Here is a 15,936-nt window from a genome sequence, read left to right as displayed (position 1 = left end):
GGCCAATCGGCCGACGCTCCATGCCGTGCCGCCGCCACCGGCCAATGCTCGCATATAGGTGGCAAAAATCCCCGATTCCACCGTTAAACCAGCATATACCATGTCGGTTTCCCCATATTTTAGACTTTGAATGTAGAACCGGGAAGAGTTTCAACATTGGGGACATGTCATGGCGATCCTTCCGCCGGGCTTCATATCGGACCGTTCAGGCAATTTCGGCATCATGACGGCATTGCTGATGGTGCCGCTCCTTGGCACGGCAGGCATGGCGGTGGATTTCGCTCACGCCATGAGCCTGCGCACCCAGCTCTTCGCCGCCGCCGATGCTGCCGCGGTCGGCTCGATCGCCGAAAAATCCGGCGCGGTCGCCGCCGCCATGACCATGAGCGGCAACGGCACGATCTCGCTCGGCAAGACCGACGCCCGCAGCATCTTCATGTCGCAGGTGTCGGGAGAACTGGCGGACGTGAATGTCGATCTCGGCATCGACGTTACCAAGACCGCCAACAAGCTGAATTCGCAGGTTTCCTTCACCGCCACCGTGCCGACCACCTTCATGCGTATTCTCGGCAAGGATTCTATCACCATCTCCGGCACGGCAACGGCCGAATACCAGACCGCCGCCTTCATGGATTTCTACATCCTGCTTGACAATACGCCCTCGATGGGCGTCGGCGCGACACCCAACGATGTTTCAAAGCTGGAGGCCAAGACAGGCTGCGCCTTTGCCTGCCACCAGATGGATCAGAGCACCAACAATTACACCATCGCCAAAAGCCTCGGCGTCGCCATGCGCATCGACGTGGTGCGCCAGGCGACCCAGGCGCTGACCGATACAGCCAAGACCCAGCGCGTCAGCAGCGGCCAGTTCCGCATGGGCGTATATACGTTCGGCACCAAGGCCGAGGACGCAAAGCTCACGACGATTTCCGGCCTTACTTCCGACCTGACGAAGGTGAAAAACTATACCGACGCGGTCGATCTGATGACCATTCCCTACCAGAACTACAATAGCGACCAGATCACCAACTTCGACAGCGCCATGACGCAGATGAACACCATCATCGATCCGGCCGGTGACGGCACGTCGAACACCAGCCCCGAAAAGATCCTATTCTTCGTTTCCGATGGCGTCGGCGACAGCTACAAGCCGTCCACGTGCACCAAGAAGACAACCGGCGGCCGTTGTCAGGAGCCGATCGACACCTCCTTCTGCAAGCCCTTGAAGGATCGCGGCGTCAAGATCGCCGTGCTCTATACCACCTATCTGCCGTTGCCGAGCAACAATTGGTACAATACCTGGATTAAGCCTTTCCAGAACGAGATCCCGACGAAGATGCAGGCATGCGCCTCGCCCGGCTTCTATTTCGAGGTATCGCCGACCGAAGGTATTGCCGACGCGATGAAGGCGCTCTTCCTCAAGGTCATCCGCGCGCCGCGCATTACCAGCTAAGCGCACAGGGAAGACTTAGACGCGCTGCCCGTTACGGACCCGATAGCTCGGCGCATACATGGTGACGAGCTCTTCGGCCGCCGTCGGGTGCAGCGCCATCGTCTGGTCGAAATCGTCCTTGGTGCAGCCGGCCTTCAGTGTGACGCCGAGCAGCTGCGCCATCTCGCCGGCATCGTGGCCGAGGATATGGGCGCCCACCACCTTGCGGCTTGCCGCATCGACGATCAGCTTCATGATCATCCGCTCGGCCCGACCGGAAAGTGTCGCCTTCAGCGGCCGAAACTGCGCCCGATACACCTCGAGCTCGCCGTAACGCTTGCCCGCCTCCTCTTCCGAAAGACCGACGGTGCCGATCTCCGGCTGCGAGAAGACGGCGGTCGGGATCAGCTCGTAGTCCGGCCGGGTCGGATTGTTCTTGTACTCGGTTTCGATGAAGCACATCGCCTCGTGGATCGCCACCGGCGTCAACTGTACCCGATTGGTGACATCGCCGAGCGCATAAATATTTTCGACATTGGTGCGGGAATAGTCGTCGACGATAATCGCGCCGCGCTCGTCGACCGCGACACCGGCCGCATCGAGGCCGAGACCTTCGGTGTTCGGATCGCGCCCGAGCGCCAGCATGACGACATCGGCCTGCAGCGTGCCGCTGTTCAACGTCTCCAGAACGAGCCCGCCCTCACCCTTCGACACCTTCTGCAGCGTGTCGTGGCAGAGGACGCGGATGCCCTTGGCGACCATCGCCTCGTGCAGCCCGCGCCTCAGATCCTCGTCGAAGCGCGACAGGATCTCGGCGCCGCGATAGATCAGTGTCGTCTCGACGCCGAGGCCATGAAAAATATTGGCGAACTCGACGGCGATATAACCGCCGCCGGCGATGACGATCGATTTCGGCAGCTCTTCGAGATGAAAGGCTTCGTTGGAGGAGATGCAGAACTCGTGGCCGGGAAGGGCTGCATGCGGGTTCGGCCGTCCACCGGTGGCAATCACGATGGTCTTTGCCGTCACCGTCTGCCCTGTTTTCACAAGCCGCACCGTATGGGCGTCGACGAGTTCGGCGCGCGTTTCCAGGATCTCGGCATTGGCGCCGGCAAGGCCCTTCTTGTAGAGGCCTTCCAGCCGGGCAATTTCGCCATCCTTGGCCGCCACCAGCTTCTTCCAGTCGAAGCTGCTTTCGCCGACCGTCCAGCCGAAGCCGGCGGCATCCTCGAAATGCTCGTGGAACTGCGAGGCATAGACGAAGAGCTTCTTCGGCACGCAGCCGCGGATGACGCATGTGCCGCCGTAGCGGTACTCCTCGGCGATCGCCACCTTTTTGCCGAGCGAGGCGGCGACGCGCGCGCCGCGCACGCCTCCGGAACCGCCGCCGATGACGAAGAGGTCGTAGTCGTAGGAAGACATGAGGAGCTCCGGAAGGGAATCGCAGAAAGGATGCTCCTGATATAGGGGCGATCGTCCTGAAAACAAAAGCCCGCTCCTGCATCATCCCGTTCCCTTCGCCCGAATCTTCCCGTCAAACGGTTGACCCGGTCGCCTGGGGCTGGCAGGCAAATCCACACAGTAAAAAAGAAGCCGGAGCAAACGATGGATCAAACTCTCTTCGCCAACCTGTGCAAGGCTGGCAAATTCAAGGAAGCGCTCGGCCTCGCCATCCAAGGCCACGAGAACGAAAAATACGCGCCGAGCCGCTTCGCGATGGACAAGAAAACCGGACTGCCGATCTTCTACCGCGGCAACAAGCGCGTCGAGCCGGATGAAACGGGCGTATGGCAATTGGCCAAGAGCTCGAAAGATTGGGGCTGAGCGTCAGGCGTATCTGCGATGCACATCCCCTGGCGGTTGCAGCTTTCAACCGGTGATGCGGAAATCCGGCGGCATTTTCTCAAGCGGGCTCGGTTCCGTCTCAACGCCGGAAACCGATGCTCCCGCAGGCCCGCGGCCAAAACGCTCGATCATGGTCGATATGGCGGTATCGGGCCCTGCGATCAAAGCGGCGACAGATCCGTCCGCTTCATTGCGCACCCAGCCTGTGAGCCCGAGCCGCAACGCCTCATCGCGCGTCCACATGCGAAACCCGACACCTTGGACCCTGCCTGATACCCGCACGCGCATTGCCTCGTAATGAGCGGACATGTTGCCTCACCAAAAGCCTCATCGCTGTTGCGGCATCCATCATAGCAAAAAAGCCCGGGCGATGCCGGGCTTTTGCAAATCCGCTGAGGCGGACTTTACTTCTGGGCAGCCGGCGCCGGAGCGGGCGCGGGTGCAACCGGGCTGTCGGTTGCCGGCGGCGGCGCCTTGATGACCTTGGAGAGTTCGGCATTGCTCTGCTTTTCCAGGTCGCGGGAAATGCCCTGCGCCCAAATGTCGGCAGCCTTCGCCGTCTCGCGCGAGGCGACCGGGCCGTCGCGCAGCAGCTTCTTGCCGACGTCGGAATTGTAGAAATCGGCGATCGCCTTCAGTTCGTCGGCGGTAAAGGTCTTGGCATAGGTGAGCGCCGCTTCCTTCTCCAGATCGCCGCGGCGGGGCGCCAGCGCCAGCGCCTGCGCATCGACCGTCGACGAAATGATGTCCTGGTAGTTCGGCGAATCCTGGATCAGGCCGGCCTTCAGGCGCTCGGCAAGACCGGGCAGGATGTTGTCGAACTGGGCGGTGGCGCCGATGGCGTCGATCGCCGCGCGAGACGCCTTCAGCTGCTCTTCGGAGACCTCCTGCGCCTTGACGGCGGAGCCGAATGCAAGCCCGGAAAGAACGATCGTCGCAGCGGCAAAACGGCCAAGACCTGCAATGTTCATCATGAGTGTATGCTCCTGTTATCTGTTTGCCTGCAGCGTGCGCGCACCCGCAGGACCGGCAATGATCGCAAGTGCCGCCATATTGATAAAGAGCCCGTGTTCGACGACGCCGGGTATGGAATTCAGCTCGCTCGAAAGCGCCTCTGCATCAGGAATGCGGCCAAAAGATGCATCGATGATGTGATGGCCGCCATCCGTGGTAAACTCTCCGTCACCGGATTGGCGCAGGCTGAGTTCGCCGGAAAGGCCGAGCCGGGCCGCGACCTTGTCGATCGCGATCCGTGTCGAGACGAGCCCGAACGGATTGACCTCGATCGGCAGCGCGTAGGCGCCGAGCGTTTCCACAAGCTTGCTCTCGTCGGCAATGACGATCATCCGCTCGGAAGCGGCCGCGACGATCTTTTCGCGCAGCAGCGCGCCGCCGCCGCCCTTGATCAATCTGAGCGCCGGATCGACCTCGTCGGCGCCGTCGATCGTCAGGTCGAGTGCCGGCAGTTCATCGAGCGACTTCAGCGGCACGCCGAGTTCGACGCAAAGCCGCGCCGTTCTTTCAGACGTCGGAACGCCTTCGACCCTGAAGCCGCCCGCGACCTTCTCCGCCAGCAGACGAACGAATTCTTCTGCCGTGCTGCCCGTGCCGATGCCAAGGCGCATTCCGTCTTCGACATGGGCGAGTGCGGCCGCGGCGGCCTTGATCTTCATTTCGCGGGCATCCATGCGCCGCCAACTCCGAATTATTGCGTTGGATGTGCTGTTTACACGGCTCGCCTGGCAAACGAAAGTCAAAATCATCACGGAAAATGAAAAGCCGAAACAAATGCCTGCGGCCTTCCCGGCCAGCATCCTAACGTTGCTTTCCGCCGCATGATCGCCTACCTCAGGAACGATTGCGCAAAGAGGAAAACCCTTGACCCCTTCCCCTATCCGCCCGGCACTGATCGTCTTCGATCTCGACGGCACCCTTCTCGACACCCATACGGATCTTGTCGAGAGCTTGAACCATACGATCGCAGCCCTTGGCCTCGAGCCGGTCAGCTATGACGACCTCACCCATCTCGTCGGCCATGGCGCGCGCGTGATGATCGAGCGCGCCTGCCGGCTGCGCGGCCATCCGCTCGAAAGCAACGCCCTGCCGCCGCTGGTCGAGCGCTTCGTCATCCATTATGCCGGCAACATGCCCGGCCGCACCGAGCCCTATCCCGGCCTCGTCGCGGCGATGGACCGGCTTAAATCCGCCGGTTACCGCCTCGCCGTCTGCACCAACAAGATGGAAAGCCTGGCGCTCGGGCTCATCGAAAAACTCGACCTCGCCAGCTATTTCGACGCCATCACCGGCGGCGACAGCTTCCCCGTGCGCAAGCCCGACGCCCGCCACCTCACCGGCACCATCGACCGCGCCGGCGGCGACATCGCCCGCACCGTGATGATCGGCGACAGCATCAACGACATCGCCGTCGCCAGGAACGCCGGCGTACCGTCGATCGCTGTGCCCTTTGGTTATTCCGACGTGCCGGTCTCCAACCTCGATCCGGATATGGTCATCACACATTACGACGAGCTGACGCCGGATCTGGTGGAGAGGCTGTTGCGGGAATATGCGGTGAAGGTCGCAGTCTGAGGCTGTCACCCAGCCCTGGTCCTTCCTTTGCCGGCGTGCCGTGCCGGCCCCTCTCCTTCGTCATTCCTACTTTGGACTTAAGCCCAGAACGACGACGTCGGCAGTCGGCTAAAAACAAAACGGGCGGCCCGAAGACCGCCCATTCAATTACCCACTAAACCTTACGTCAAATCTGCGCGCCACGCGCCTTCGTCGTCGCGTCGAAAGCCTTGTCGACATAGGCGTCGCGGCCATAGACGTCGTCGAAATACTCTACCACGCCGTCCTTGTTTGGCCAGGCGGTGAAGTAGGAGACGTAGACCGGGATCTTCTGCGGCACCTTCACCGCATGGTTCTGCCCGCTGGCGATCTGCTTGGCGACATCGTCGACCGACGTGCCGAGCACGGCGGCGGCCATTGCGCGCGGATTGGACAAGCGCACGCAGCCATGACTCAGAGCCCGCATGTCGCGCTTAAAGAAGCTCTTCGACGGCGTGTCGTGCATGTAGATCGCGTGGCTGTTCGGGAACAGGATCTTCAGTTCACCGAGCGCATTGTCGCTGCTCGGCGGCTGGCGCACCGAAACATTATTGGTCGAGCCGTACCAGTCGACACTCGACGAGGCGACGGCATGGCCGTTCACTTCGACTTCATAGCCGAGCTGGTCGAGATAGTTCGGGTCCGAGCGCAGCTTCGGCAGCATCTCGTTGATGATGATCGACTGCGGCACGCCCCAGAACGGGTTGAACTCCACCGTCTCGATCTCGTCGTCGAAGAAGTAGGTCTGGTTATTCTTGCCGCCGACAACGACGCGCATCGACAGCTGTTCCTTGCCGTCATTGTGGTAGTAGGCCATGAAGGCCGGCTGGTTGATCATCACGTAGCGTGAACCCAGATCTTCCGGCAGCCAGCGCGCCTGCTCCATGGCGACATCGAGCTTTTCGATCTTCGAGGCATTGGTATCGCCGCCTGTCATGGCGCGCACCGTCGCCTGGCCGATGACGCCATCGGCCTTCAGTCCACGCTCCTTCTGGAAGGCCTCGACCAGCGAGACGATATCGGGCGAATAATCGATGCCGCCGGCATAAGCGGCAAGTGTTGCCGCGTGATCGGTCTTCAGCGTTTCGGAACCGTGCTTGCCGATCGCCTTGACGATGTTGGCAATCTCCGGGGAGCTGTCGCCGGGCTTCAGCAACCCGCTGAGCGAAATGACGATCTGCTCCTCATTGCCGCCATCAGCGGCGCGAAGCTTGGCAAGCTCCGCTTTCAGCGCCTCGAACTGCGGACCATCGGGCGAGCGGCTGGCGATATAGGCGCCGGCATCGGGGCTCATGCGGGCAAGCTTCAGCACCGGCGTCAGATTGACCGCCTTGCGCTGGAAGTCGTGATAGCCGGAAATCTTGTTCGGATCGATACGGCCGCGCACCGTATCCTGCACGAAGGCCAGCACCTTGGCCGAGAGTTCGAGCTCGAACTGCGTCAGCGCCCGGTCGCGGGCGGCGGGATCGGGATTGGCAGGATCGATATCAGGCGTCTGGACAGCGTAATCGGCCGGGTCGAGACCGACGGAAGCCACATCGGCAAGTGCCGCCATCGCCGACTTGGCGCGGTCGTTCACCTGGTTGCCCTCGACCCAGACGAGCGGATTTCGGCTGTCGCCGTAATAGGCTTCGAGCGCCTTTGCGACATCAGCATTGGCGCGCACCTTGGCCTGCGCCAGGAAACGGCGCTGCACGGCGGGTTCGGCGCCGGCATCGCCGCTCGCCGAAACATCGGCGACCGCGCCGGTGACGACGGGATCGGCAAACTTGCTGGTGTCGACGAACTGCAGCGTCTCAGTCTTGTAGGTGTAATAACGCGGGCCGCTAACCTTCGGCAGCGGCGCTTCCGGATCGAGCCCGCCGAGCGAACCGCCGTCGGCGCCGCGCGGCACTGGACGGCCGGGCGCCTGATCCATGAAGATGGTGCTTTGGGTCCGCTGCCTGTCGCCGCGCAGCATGTCCATCAAAGTATAAGCATGCGCGGGTGCGGCACTCATAACTGCCACGCCGCAGGAAATTGCCAATGCGGATGCCGCGCTTTTCAAAACGAACGTCATATATCTTCCAGTCCCGGTGTCATGCTGTTCTCAGCTCAAATCCCGCGAAACTCAGCGTCCGGCCCATTGATCAGAAACCGGCCTGCGCCGCCAGCGCCGGCGGACTCAATTCTGTGTGACAGAGATCCTGCATGGCGCCATGCAGAAGTTCACACAAAATTATGAAATTATTAGTTAATTTTTTACCGAATTTTCGCATCCGGGCCAGTGGGGCGAAAACGGCCGCGCGCATAAAATTTTCAAAGTGGCCTAAAAAGCACGCCGCACAACCCACGAAAACATGAGTTCCAATTTCAATATTTCCTATGGCGTCCGGTTTTCTTGTCGGACGTTCCAACCTATAAGATCTCATCTTTCTCAGATGACCGAAAACAGCATGTAAAGGGAAGGCAAGGCCGATGACCGCAACCCGCACAGAAACCGACACTTTTGGTCCCATCGACGTCGCCGCCGACCGATATTGGGGCGCCCAGGCCGAACGTTCGCTCGGCAATTTCAAGATCGGCTGGGAAAAGCAGCCGCTGTCGATCGTGCGTGCGCTCGGCATCGTCAAGCAGGCGGCCGCCCGCGCCAACATGTCGCTCGGCCAGCTCGACCCCGCGCTTGGCAAGGCAATCGTCGATGCCGCCCAGGAAGTGATCGACGGCAAGCTCGACGAGCATTTTCCGCTTGTCGTCTGGCAGACCGGTTCGGGCACGCAGTCCAACATGAATGCCAATGAGGTGATCTCCAATCGCGCTATAGAAATGCTTGGCGGCGTCATGGGTTCCAAAAAGCCGGTGCATCCCAACGATCACGTCAATATGAGCCAGTCGTCGAACGACACCTACCCGACGGCGATGCACATCGCCTGCGCCGAACGGATCGCCCATCACCTGCTGCCGTCCCTGAAGCACCTGCATGCCGCCCTCGACATGAAGGTCACCGAATTCAGCCACATCATCAAGATCGGCCGCACCCACACCCAGGACGCGACGCCGCTGACGCTCGGCCAGGAATTTTCCGGTTATGCCGCCCAGGTCGGCTCCGCCATCAGGCGCATCGAAATGACCCTGCCCGGCCTTTGCGAACTCGCCCAGGGCGGCACCGCCGTCGGCACCGGTCTCAATGCACCGGTGGGCTTTGCCGAAAAGGTCGCCGAAGAGATCGCCGCCATAACGGCCATGCCCTTCGTCACCGCGCCGAACAAGTTCGAGGCGCTCGCCTCGCATGACAGCATGGTCTTTTCCCATGGCGCCATCAATGCGGCCGCCGCCGCCCTCTTCAAGATCGCCAACGACATTCGTCTCCTCGGCTCCGGTCCGCGCGCCGGTCTGGGCGAACTGGCGCTGCCGGAAAACGAGCCCGGCTCGTCGATCATGCCCGGCAAGGTCAACCCGACCCAGTGCGAGGCGCTGACGCAGGTCTGCATCCACATCTTCGGCAATCATGCCGCCCTGACTTTCGCCGACAGCCAGGGCCATTTCGAGCTCAACGTCTACAATCCGATGATGGCCTATAATTTCCTGCAGTCGGTGCAGCTGCTCGCCGACGCCGCCGTCTCCTTCACCGACAACTGCGTCGTCGGCATCGAGGCACGCGAAGACAATATCAAGGCCGGCCTGGAACGCTCGCTGATGCTGGTGACCGCGCTCGCCCCGAAGATCGGCTACGACGCCGCCGCCAAGATCGCCAAGACCGCCCACAAGAACGGCACGACGCTGAAGGAAGAAGCGCTTGCGAGTGGCCTGGTGACGTCGGAAGAGTATGACGCGATCGTGCGTCCGGAGACGATGATCGGGCCGAAATAGAAAACGAGGGCTGCCCCTCATCCGGCTGCCGCCACCTTCTCCCCGTAAACGGGGCGAAGGGGATATGCCGCAAGCTCTCCGTCCCTCACCAGCGCCTCGCGGGGCACGTCCCCTCGCCCCGTTTTTACGGGGAGAGGGTTAGGGTGAGGGGCAAACCGCGCACCCGAGCCAGTTCACACCAACAGCGAAAAATTATCCATCACCACCGAATTCCCCATGAAATCGAAGCTGATTTCATCGATGTCTTCGATCTCGACCATAAGATTGGGACCGGTAACCTCAAGCTCCTGCTGATAGACGATCTGGCCGTCGTTCAAGGCAGTGAGCGTCAGGTGAAACGGCGATGCCGACAATTCGGCGATCGAGACGCCCTGAAAGGTGAACTCCCCGCCATCGACCATTTTCAACGTCACGGGCGCCGAACCCGGCGATAGGACGGTATCGCTGAAGCCGTCCTCGGTGATGGCGTCGACGCCAGGGATGGTATCGTAGACGATACCGTTCAGAAGCGTCAGCTCCTGACTGCCGTCCACGGAGAGCGCAAAGCCCCGATAGTCGGGAAGGAAGAAATTATCCGCCCTCGACGTGACGCCCATGTCGTCGAAATCCAGGACCTCGTGGTATTTTTCGCCTTCGTTGACGCCGTCGATCGCCAGCGTCAGCACGCCGAGGTCCGTGCCCCCTGAGCCATCGGACATCTTGTAGCTCAACGTCTCGATGAGCTGATCGTATTTCCCTAAATTCTTCACCACGTCGAGCGTGTAGTCCAGCTCATATGTGAAGTGACCGTCAGGTTTCACCTTGAAGGTTCCGTACCTGCCTTCAATGATCGTTTCATGGTCAGGCCCATGTTTGGCGTCGATACGCACGCCATTGACGAAGCGGGCATACATCTGCGCTCCCTCGGGATCGCTGGCGAGGCGCAGCAGATCGCCCCTGATCCAGTCATGTTCGAAAAAAACGAGAAGGTCGTCGACAGCAGTTGGCTTTGCATTCGTCATGGGAAGCCCCGGCAGGTTAACGCTGGCGGGAATATGAACTGGCCTCGAACGGAAGGCAACCTGAAGTCGTCAACTTCGCGACAAATGTCGATTTCACCTCTGTCTCACTCGCCCATAGCGTGTAGCAGTGCAGACTGCAAAACGCGGCACGACCTGGCTCCATTCCAGAGTCCGGCCGCATCCAGATTGCTTTTGCTCCGCGGCGGATTTAGACCGGTTCCAATTTCGCGACAGACGCCCACCAGAAAGGTCACTTCGATGGCTGACGATCTCTTCCCGCTCGGCAACGATGCCACCCCCTACCGCAAGATCAGCAGCGACCATGTCTCGGTCGACAGCTTCAAGGGCCAGGAGATCCTGACCGTCGAGCCGGAAGGCATCCGCCTGCTTGCCGAAACCGCCTTTGCCGACATCAACCACCTGCTGCGCCCCGGCCATCTGAAGCAGCTCGCCTCGATCCTCGACGACCCCGAGGCAACGGACAACGACCGCTTCGTCGCTTACGACCTGTTGAAGAATGCCAATATCGCCGCCGGCGGCGTGCTGCCGATGTGCCAGGATACCGGCACGGCGATCATCATGGGCAAGAAGGGCCGCCGGGTCTGGACCGAAGGCGGCGATACTTCAGCCCTCGCCCGCGGCGTCATGGATGCCTATGAAAAGAAGAACCTGCGTTATTCGCAGCTCGCGCCGGTGAAGATGTTCGAGGAGAAGAATACCAGGAACAACCTGCCGGCCCAGATCGACATCTACGAGGAAGGCACCGACGCCTACGAGTTCCTCTTCGTCGCCAAGGGCGGCGGCTCGGCCAACAAGACCTTCCTCTACCAAGGCACACCCTCGCTGCTGACGCACGACCGGATGATCGACTTCCTCAAGGAGAAGATCCTGACGTTAGGGACGGCAGCCTGTCCCCCCTACCATCTGGCGATCGTCATTGGCGGCACCTCGGCCGAGATGAACCTGAAAACCGTCAAGCTTGCCTCGACCCGCTATCTCGACGAGCTGCCGACCGAAGGTTCCGAGAGCGGCCACGCCTTCCGCGACATCGAGATGGAAAAGGAAATCCATAAGCTGACGCAGCAGATGGGCGTCGGCGCCCAGTTCGGCGGCAAGTATTTCTGTCATGATGTGCGCGTCATCCGCCTGCCCCGCCACGGCGCCTCGCTGCCGATCGGCCTCGGCGTCTCCTGTTCCGCCGACCGTCAGGCCAAGGGCAAGATCACCCGCGACGGCATCTTCATCGAGCAGCTCGAAACCGATCCGTCGAAATACATGCCCGAGATCGACGAGGCGAAACTGTCGGAATCGACCGTCCATATCGACCTCAACCGGCCGATGGCAGAAGTGCTGGCCGAACTGTCCAGGCATCCGGTCAAGACGCGCCTGTCGCTCACCGGCACCATCATCGTCGCCCGCGACCTGGCGCACGCCAAGATCCGCGAGCGGCTGGAAAAGGGCGAAGGCATGCCCGATTACCTGAAAAACCACCCGGTCTACTATGCCGGCCCGGCCAAGACGCCGGCCGGTTACGCCTCCGGCTCCTTCGGCCCGACGACGGCCGGCCGCATGGACAGCTACGTCGACCAGTTCCAGTCCTTCGGCGGCTCGATGGTGATGCTTGCCAAGGGCAACCGTTCGCGCGCCGTGCGCGAGGCCTGCAAGAAACACGGCGGCTTCTACCTCGGCTCGATCGGTGGCCCCGCCGCCCGCCTCGCCCAGGACTGCATCCGCAAGGTCGAAGTCTTCGAATATCCCGAACTCGGCATGGAAGCGGTCTGGAAGATCGAGGTCGAAGACTTCCCCGCCTTCATCGTCATCGACGACAAGGGCAATGATTTCTTCCAGGAATTAAACCTCGGTTGAATGTCTGGCCGCGGGCGGATCTTCTACCGCATTGTTCCGCCCGCAATATCCACAGCACTCACCACGTCGCCATCATCCACCCTCGCCAGGATTTCCGTGCGGAAAGCACCGGCCGAGCAGACCGGTATACTCCAGTAGCAAGGCGCCCGCGGCGATAACGGCGACGGTGATGATGGCGAAGGAGGCGTGACGAGACCTTTTCATGATCTTACGCCTGAATTTGCGGGCTGCGACCGGGTTCGCCCCAGGAAGTATCACTGCAAAATACTCGGTATGAAATAGCCGGCGGCCAAAACCAACTGTCGACAAGATGAATACGACCCCGAGCACAAAGAATAACTGTAAGTTTTTCAAACGCCATTCTCGCGCAGCGGGTATGCATTGTCCCGCCAAAAATACGTTTTTCGATGGAAAATCATAGGCCTGCCGGAAGTATTGCGACCTCGGAAACTTGTCGTATGTAATCTTTGGTATATATCGCTTTAATCTTTTCCCAAGAAATTTAAGCTAGCAAATAGATTATTGCCTTCGAATATATGAGGAGTTCGCCGGATGAATACGGCTGTCGCGCCCAAGGTGCAGGTTCCCGATGTCGCGGGCCAGATCACCTATGCCATGCGCTCGATGGGCGTTGCGCCGATACCGCGCAATTACGAACTCTTCTACGAGGCCTATATCGGCTCCAATCCGGCGCTGACACGGGAGCTTTCAGCGCTTGGCAGCCAGGCGACGCAGGCCGAACTCGATGCACTCGGCGCGCAATATTTCACCAGCAGCCCGGCCCGCGTCGTCGACGACGCCCATACCCGCATATCAGGCGAGCTCGACGGCTTGCTCAGGATTCTGAGGCAGGAGCAGAGTTCGCTGGAAAGCTATACCAGGTTGCTTGGCGAAACCCATAAGCGCATCACCTCCAAGAGCAATGCCAGCGTCGAGCTGATCGAAAACGCCATCGAGCTCCTCAGCCAGGCGACCGGCGACACCATGGCGCACGGTGAACGCACCGTCGAGGATGTCGTTCAGCGCTCGCAGGAGATGGACCAGGTCCGCAAGGAACTCGACGAATACAAGCGTATTGCCAACACCGATTCGCTGACGCGCCTTTCCAACCGCCGCGCCTTCGACGAGCGCCTCGCCGCCGTCTTCAACAATCCCGGCATGCGGCCGGTGACGGCCCTGCTGCTTGCCGATATCGACAACTTCAAGAAGATCAACGACACCTACGGCCATCCCGTCGGCGACAAGATCCTCGCCACCGTCGCCTCCGTCATCCGCAGCAATGTCCGCCGCGATGTCTTCGTCGCCCGCGCCGGCGGCGAGGAATTCGCGCTGATTATCGACGGCAATACGCCCGAGGAAATCACCGCGATCGCCGAGCGCATCCGTCGCACGCTGGAAACGACCCCGTTCAAAAATTCCCGCACGCGGGTCAACTACGGCCCGATCACCGTCTCGATCGGCATCTGCATGGCCTCCAGCGCCGAGGACGCCGGCGAACTCTACAGCAAGACCGACATCGCCCTTTACGGCGCCAAGAATGCCGGCCGCAACTGCACCATCCTCTATCAGGACGGCATGCAGAAGGATTTCACCAAAAGCTGGCTGATCTATAAGAGCTGACGGCAATTCTGCGCTGCAGGTGCCCTGTCACCCAGGGGTGACAGCGGCTTTACCACATCGTCTTTGCCGCGCGTCCCGGCCATTCCCGGTCATAGGTTTCCTGGTCGAAATCGCCGACGGCGGCCTTCAACATGTGGCCGGGTGTCGGCAGACCGGCGGGATCGGCGAAGTGCTCGGCATTCCAGAGTTCCGCCCGCATCACGGCGCGGGCGCATTGGAAATAGACCTCGTCGATCGAAATCACCACGACGGTGCGGGGATGTTTGCCATCCATTTCGAAACTTGCAAGCAGCGCCTCGTCGTTGGAGACGACGCCGCGGCCGTTGATGCGCATCGTCGTATTCGAGCCGGGGATCAGAAACATCAGCGCCAGCCGGGGATCGCGCACGATATTGGAGAGTGAATCGACGCGGTTGTTACCGCGCCAGTCCGGCAGATGCAGCGTCCCGTCGTCGACGACGCGCACCACGCCGCCGAGATCGCCGCGCGGCGAACAGTCGAGCCCTTCCGGCCCGACGGTCGCAAGCGCGGCAAACGGCGAGATCTCGATCATCTCCCGATAGAGAGGCGTCAATCGCTTCGTCACCTTGTCCACCGACGCCTGCGACAGGCCGGCGCCGTAGATCGTGTTGAGTTCTTCGATGCTGCTGATGATTTTCATGGGGCGTCCCGCCGCGGCTTGATGTCGGGACGGACGCTACAATGCCGCGCGCCGCGCCGGAAGCTCAAAAAACGGAATGATCTCCGCATCTTTTTTGATGCTTTGATCCGCCAGGCCCTCGTCACTCCGATCACCTTGGAGAAATGCCACGATCGCACCAAGCACAGGAGGCGCGGCGAGGATGCGCCGGTGCCCAAAGCCGTTCGCCCAGAACAGCCTGACGTCCTTCCCGGCCGCCTGATAGTGCCTGGCATGGTTTGGCGGCACCTCCTTGTCGTCCTCGGCGTGAATGACGAGCACGGGCCGGCCGATCGCACTCGCCGCTTCGCCGGCATCGAAATCCTCAAGTCTTCGTGCCGTGACACGCTGAACTTCATCCTCCAGCGCGGCCTGCGCGGCGGGACGAAGGCCGATCATCCGGCCGAAATCGACAAACAGCCAGCGCATCTCGCTGGGCGCGCCGATCAGCACCAGCCGCTCACAGGCGAGAGGCGCCACCTCAGGCAGCAGGCCCGCCGCCGAGACCATCAGCGCCGCACCGCCGAAGGAATGGCCGATGACCGCATCGAATGCGCCGAACCGCTGCTCGGCCGCGGCGATCGCTCCGACCGCAAGCCCCATATGCAGGAAGCGCCCGCCGGCGTGCCCGTGGCCGGGAAAATCGAGCGCCACCACCTCCGCGCCCGTCGCCGCAAGCATCGAGACGAGCTCGGCCATATATTCGCCGCTCGAGCCCCAGCCATGCGTCACCAGGAAGCGCTGGCGTTTGCCCCGCGCCCCGCCGTTCAGCCGATAGGCATGCGCTTTCGCGCCGCCGGCAAGCCTGAGCGTGAAGCGCTCGGCGCCGGCAAGCCGGGCCGCACCCGCGGCATGCGCCGCTTTCGCCCTGGTTCCCTTCGGCCGCGGCGATGGTGTGCGGCAGAACAGCTGGAACGCCATCCTGCCGGCCAGATCAGGCGAAATCGCCTGCAGAGCCGAAAATCCGAAGCGGGTGACCTCAAGCGCAAAATTTGCCATAGTGAGAATCCAAAAGACTGTTCAACACTGAACAATAA

16 protein-coding genes and 1 pseudogene are annotated in these 15,936 nt (G+C 61.3%); 7 read left to right on the top strand and 10 right to left on the bottom strand.

The window, feature by feature from the left end; translation table 11 throughout:
• Positions 1-169: 169 nt before the first annotated feature.
• Positions 170-1,453, top strand: coding sequence for a pilus assembly protein TadG-related protein (locus BBJ66_RS20225; RefSeq protein WP_049731987.1), 1,284 nt, complete (start codon positions 170-172; stop codon positions 1,451-1,453).
• Between the two features lie 15 nt (positions 1,454-1,468).
• Here the strand turns inward: BBJ66_RS20225 and gor are convergent, their stop codons facing one another.
• Complete coding sequence (gor, locus tag BBJ66_RS20220; protein WP_071089222.1) at positions 1,469-2,854, bottom strand: glutathione-disulfide reductase; 1,386 nt, start codon at positions 2,852-2,854, stop codon at positions 1,469-1,471.
• Between the two features lie 183 nt (positions 2,855-3,037).
• Here gor and BBJ66_RS20215 point away from each other — a divergent pair, with 183 nt between their 5' ends.
• Positions 3,038-3,256: a hypothetical protein gene (locus BBJ66_RS20215; RefSeq protein WP_003569075.1), complete on the top strand. Its 219-nt coding sequence runs from the start codon at positions 3,038-3,040 to the stop codon at positions 3,254-3,256.
• A gap of 45 nt (positions 3,257-3,301) precedes the next feature.
• Here the strand turns inward: BBJ66_RS20215 and BBJ66_RS20210 are convergent, their stop codons facing one another.
• The 3 genes from BBJ66_RS20210 to rpiA all read right to left on the bottom strand — a co-directional run bounded on the left by BBJ66_RS20210 (position 3,302) and on the right by rpiA (position 4,965).
• Positions 3,302-3,586 carry an acylphosphatase gene (locus BBJ66_RS20210; RefSeq protein WP_049731984.1) on the bottom strand — a complete coding sequence of 95 codons (285 nt, stop codon included), beginning with the start codon at positions 3,584-3,586 and terminating at the stop codon, positions 3,302-3,304.
• Between the two features lie 95 nt (positions 3,587-3,681).
• Positions 3,682-4,251, bottom strand: a complete 570-nt coding sequence (locus BBJ66_RS20205; RefSeq protein WP_003579679.1) for a DUF2059 domain-containing protein — start codon at positions 4,249-4,251, stop codon at positions 3,682-3,684.
• A gap of 15 nt (positions 4,252-4,266) precedes the next feature.
• Positions 4,267-4,965 carry a ribose-5-phosphate isomerase RpiA gene (rpiA, locus tag BBJ66_RS20200; protein ID WP_049731983.1) on the bottom strand — a complete coding sequence of 233 codons (699 nt, stop codon included), beginning with the start codon at positions 4,963-4,965 and terminating at the stop codon, positions 4,267-4,269.
• Here rpiA and BBJ66_RS34770 point away from each other — a divergent pair.
• Together BBJ66_RS34770 and BBJ66_RS20195 are read left to right on the top strand one after the other, a co-directional pair.
• Complete coding sequence (locus BBJ66_RS34770) at positions 4,964-5,116, top strand: hypothetical protein (protein ID WP_160320266.1); 153 nt, start codon at positions 4,964-4,966, stop codon at positions 5,114-5,116. The two genes, rpiA and BBJ66_RS34770, sit on opposite strands and share 2 nt — an antisense overlap.
• Positions 5,117-5,155: 39 nt before the next feature.
• Positions 5,156-5,866, top strand: a complete 711-nt coding sequence (locus tag BBJ66_RS20195) for an HAD family hydrolase (RefSeq protein ID WP_049731982.1) — start codon at positions 5,156-5,158, stop codon at positions 5,864-5,866.
• Between the two features lie 166 nt (positions 5,867-6,032).
• On the opposite strand, the gene BBJ66_RS20190 is transcribed toward BBJ66_RS20195, so the two are convergent.
• Both BBJ66_RS20190 and BBJ66_RS34610 read right to left on the bottom strand, forming a co-directional pair.
• Positions 6,033-7,943, bottom strand: coding sequence for a L,D-transpeptidase family protein (locus tag BBJ66_RS20190; protein WP_071089220.1), 1,911 nt, complete (start codon positions 7,941-7,943; stop codon positions 6,033-6,035).
• A 70-nt stretch (positions 7,944-8,013) separates the two neighbouring features.
• Positions 8,014-8,280, bottom strand: coding sequence for a hypothetical protein (locus tag BBJ66_RS34610; RefSeq protein WP_128146124.1), 267 nt, complete (start codon positions 8,278-8,280; stop codon positions 8,014-8,016).
• Between the two features lie 61 nt (positions 8,281-8,341).
• Between BBJ66_RS34610 and fumC the strand changes: the two genes are divergently transcribed.
• A complete protein-coding gene (gene fumC, locus BBJ66_RS20185) occupies positions 8,342-9,733 on the top strand; it encodes a class II fumarate hydratase (protein ID WP_071089218.1) in 1,392 nt (463 codons plus the stop codon).
• Between the two features lie 173 nt (positions 9,734-9,906).
• On the opposite strand, the gene BBJ66_RS20180 is transcribed toward fumC, so the two are convergent.
• On the bottom strand, positions 9,907-10,734 hold the full coding sequence (locus BBJ66_RS20180; protein WP_071089216.1) for a VCBS domain-containing protein: 828 nt from the start codon (positions 10,732-10,734) through the stop codon (positions 9,907-9,909).
• A gap of 258 nt (positions 10,735-10,992) precedes the next feature.
• Between BBJ66_RS20180 and BBJ66_RS20175 the strand changes: the two genes are divergently transcribed.
• On the top strand, positions 10,993-12,600 hold the full coding sequence (locus BBJ66_RS20175) for a fumarate hydratase (RefSeq protein ID WP_071089214.1): 1,608 nt from the start codon (positions 10,993-10,995) through the stop codon (positions 12,598-12,600).
• 23 nt (positions 12,601-12,623) lie between these two features.
• Here BBJ66_RS20175 and BBJ66_RS35655 read toward each other — a convergent pair.
• Positions 12,624-12,804: pseudogene (locus tag BBJ66_RS35655) on the bottom strand (hypothetical protein).
• Positions 12,805-13,152: 348 nt separating this feature from the next.
• Between BBJ66_RS35655 and BBJ66_RS20165 the strand changes: the two are divergent.
• Complete coding sequence (locus BBJ66_RS20165) at positions 13,153-14,220, top strand: GGDEF domain-containing protein (protein WP_071089212.1); 1,068 nt, start codon at positions 13,153-13,155, stop codon at positions 14,218-14,220.
• A 49-nt stretch (positions 14,221-14,269) separates the two neighbouring features.
• Here the strand turns inward: BBJ66_RS20165 and BBJ66_RS20160 are convergent, their stop codons facing one another.
• Complete coding sequence (locus BBJ66_RS20160) at positions 14,270-14,881, bottom strand: pyridoxamine 5'-phosphate oxidase family protein (RefSeq protein ID WP_071089210.1); 612 nt, start codon at positions 14,879-14,881, stop codon at positions 14,270-14,272.
• A 36-nt stretch (positions 14,882-14,917) separates the two neighbouring features.
• Positions 14,918-15,898, bottom strand: coding sequence for an alpha/beta hydrolase (locus BBJ66_RS20155; RefSeq protein WP_071089208.1), 981 nt, complete (start codon positions 15,896-15,898; stop codon positions 14,918-14,920).
• Between the last annotated feature and the right edge of the window lie 38 nt (positions 15,899-15,936).

Origin of the sequence: Rhizobium sp. RSm-3, from assembly GCF_001854685.1 — a bacterium.
Classification (GTDB): Bacteria; Pseudomonadota; Alphaproteobacteria; order Rhizobiales; family Rhizobiaceae; genus Rhizobium; species Rhizobium ecuadorense.
This window is presented reverse-complemented; position numbering and strand designations above follow the sequence as displayed.

Excerpts from the sequence above, each read along its gene's own strand:
- BBJ66_RS20225 (WP_049731987.1), top strand. The coding sequence starts at position 170 with ATGGCGATCCTTCCGCCGGGCTTCATATCGGACCGTTCAGGCAATTTC.
- gor (WP_071089222.1), bottom strand. The coding sequence starts at position 2,854 with ATGTCTTCCTACGACTACGACCTCTTCGTCATCGGCGGCGGTTCCGGA.
- BBJ66_RS20215 (WP_003569075.1), top strand. The coding sequence starts at position 3,038 with ATGGATCAAACTCTCTTCGCCAACCTGTGCAAGGCTGGCAAATTCAAG.
- BBJ66_RS20210 (WP_049731984.1), bottom strand. The coding sequence starts at position 3,586 with ATGTCCGCTCATTACGAGGCAATGCGCGTGCGGGTATCAGGCAGGGTC.
- BBJ66_RS20205 (WP_003579679.1), bottom strand. The coding sequence starts at position 4,251 with ATGATGAACATTGCAGGTCTTGGCCGTTTTGCCGCTGCGACGATCGTT.
- BBJ66_RS34770 (WP_160320266.1), top strand. The coding sequence starts at position 4,964 with ATGCGCCGCCAACTCCGAATTATTGCGTTGGATGTGCTGTTTACACGG.
- rpiA (WP_049731983.1), bottom strand. The coding sequence starts at position 4,965 with ATGGATGCCCGCGAAATGAAGATCAAGGCCGCCGCGGCCGCACTCGCC.
- BBJ66_RS20190 (WP_071089220.1), bottom strand. The coding sequence starts at position 7,943 with ATGACGTTCGTTTTGAAAAGCGCGGCATCCGCATTGGCAATTTCCTGC.
- fumC (WP_071089218.1), top strand. The coding sequence starts at position 8,342 with ATGACCGCAACCCGCACAGAAACCGACACTTTTGGTCCCATCGACGTC.
- BBJ66_RS20180 (WP_071089216.1), bottom strand. The coding sequence starts at position 10,734 with ATGACGAATGCAAAGCCAACTGCTGTCGACGACCTTCTCGTTTTTTTC.
- BBJ66_RS20175 (WP_071089214.1), top strand. The coding sequence starts at position 10,993 with ATGGCTGACGATCTCTTCCCGCTCGGCAACGATGCCACCCCCTACCGC.
- BBJ66_RS20165 (WP_071089212.1), top strand. The coding sequence starts at position 13,153 with ATGAATACGGCTGTCGCGCCCAAGGTGCAGGTTCCCGATGTCGCGGGC.
- BBJ66_RS20160 (WP_071089210.1), bottom strand. The coding sequence starts at position 14,881 with ATGAAAATCATCAGCAGCATCGAAGAACTCAACACGATCTACGGCGCC.
- BBJ66_RS20155 (WP_071089208.1), bottom strand. The coding sequence starts at position 15,898 with ATGGCAAATTTTGCGCTTGAGGTCACCCGCTTCGGATTTTCGGCTCTG.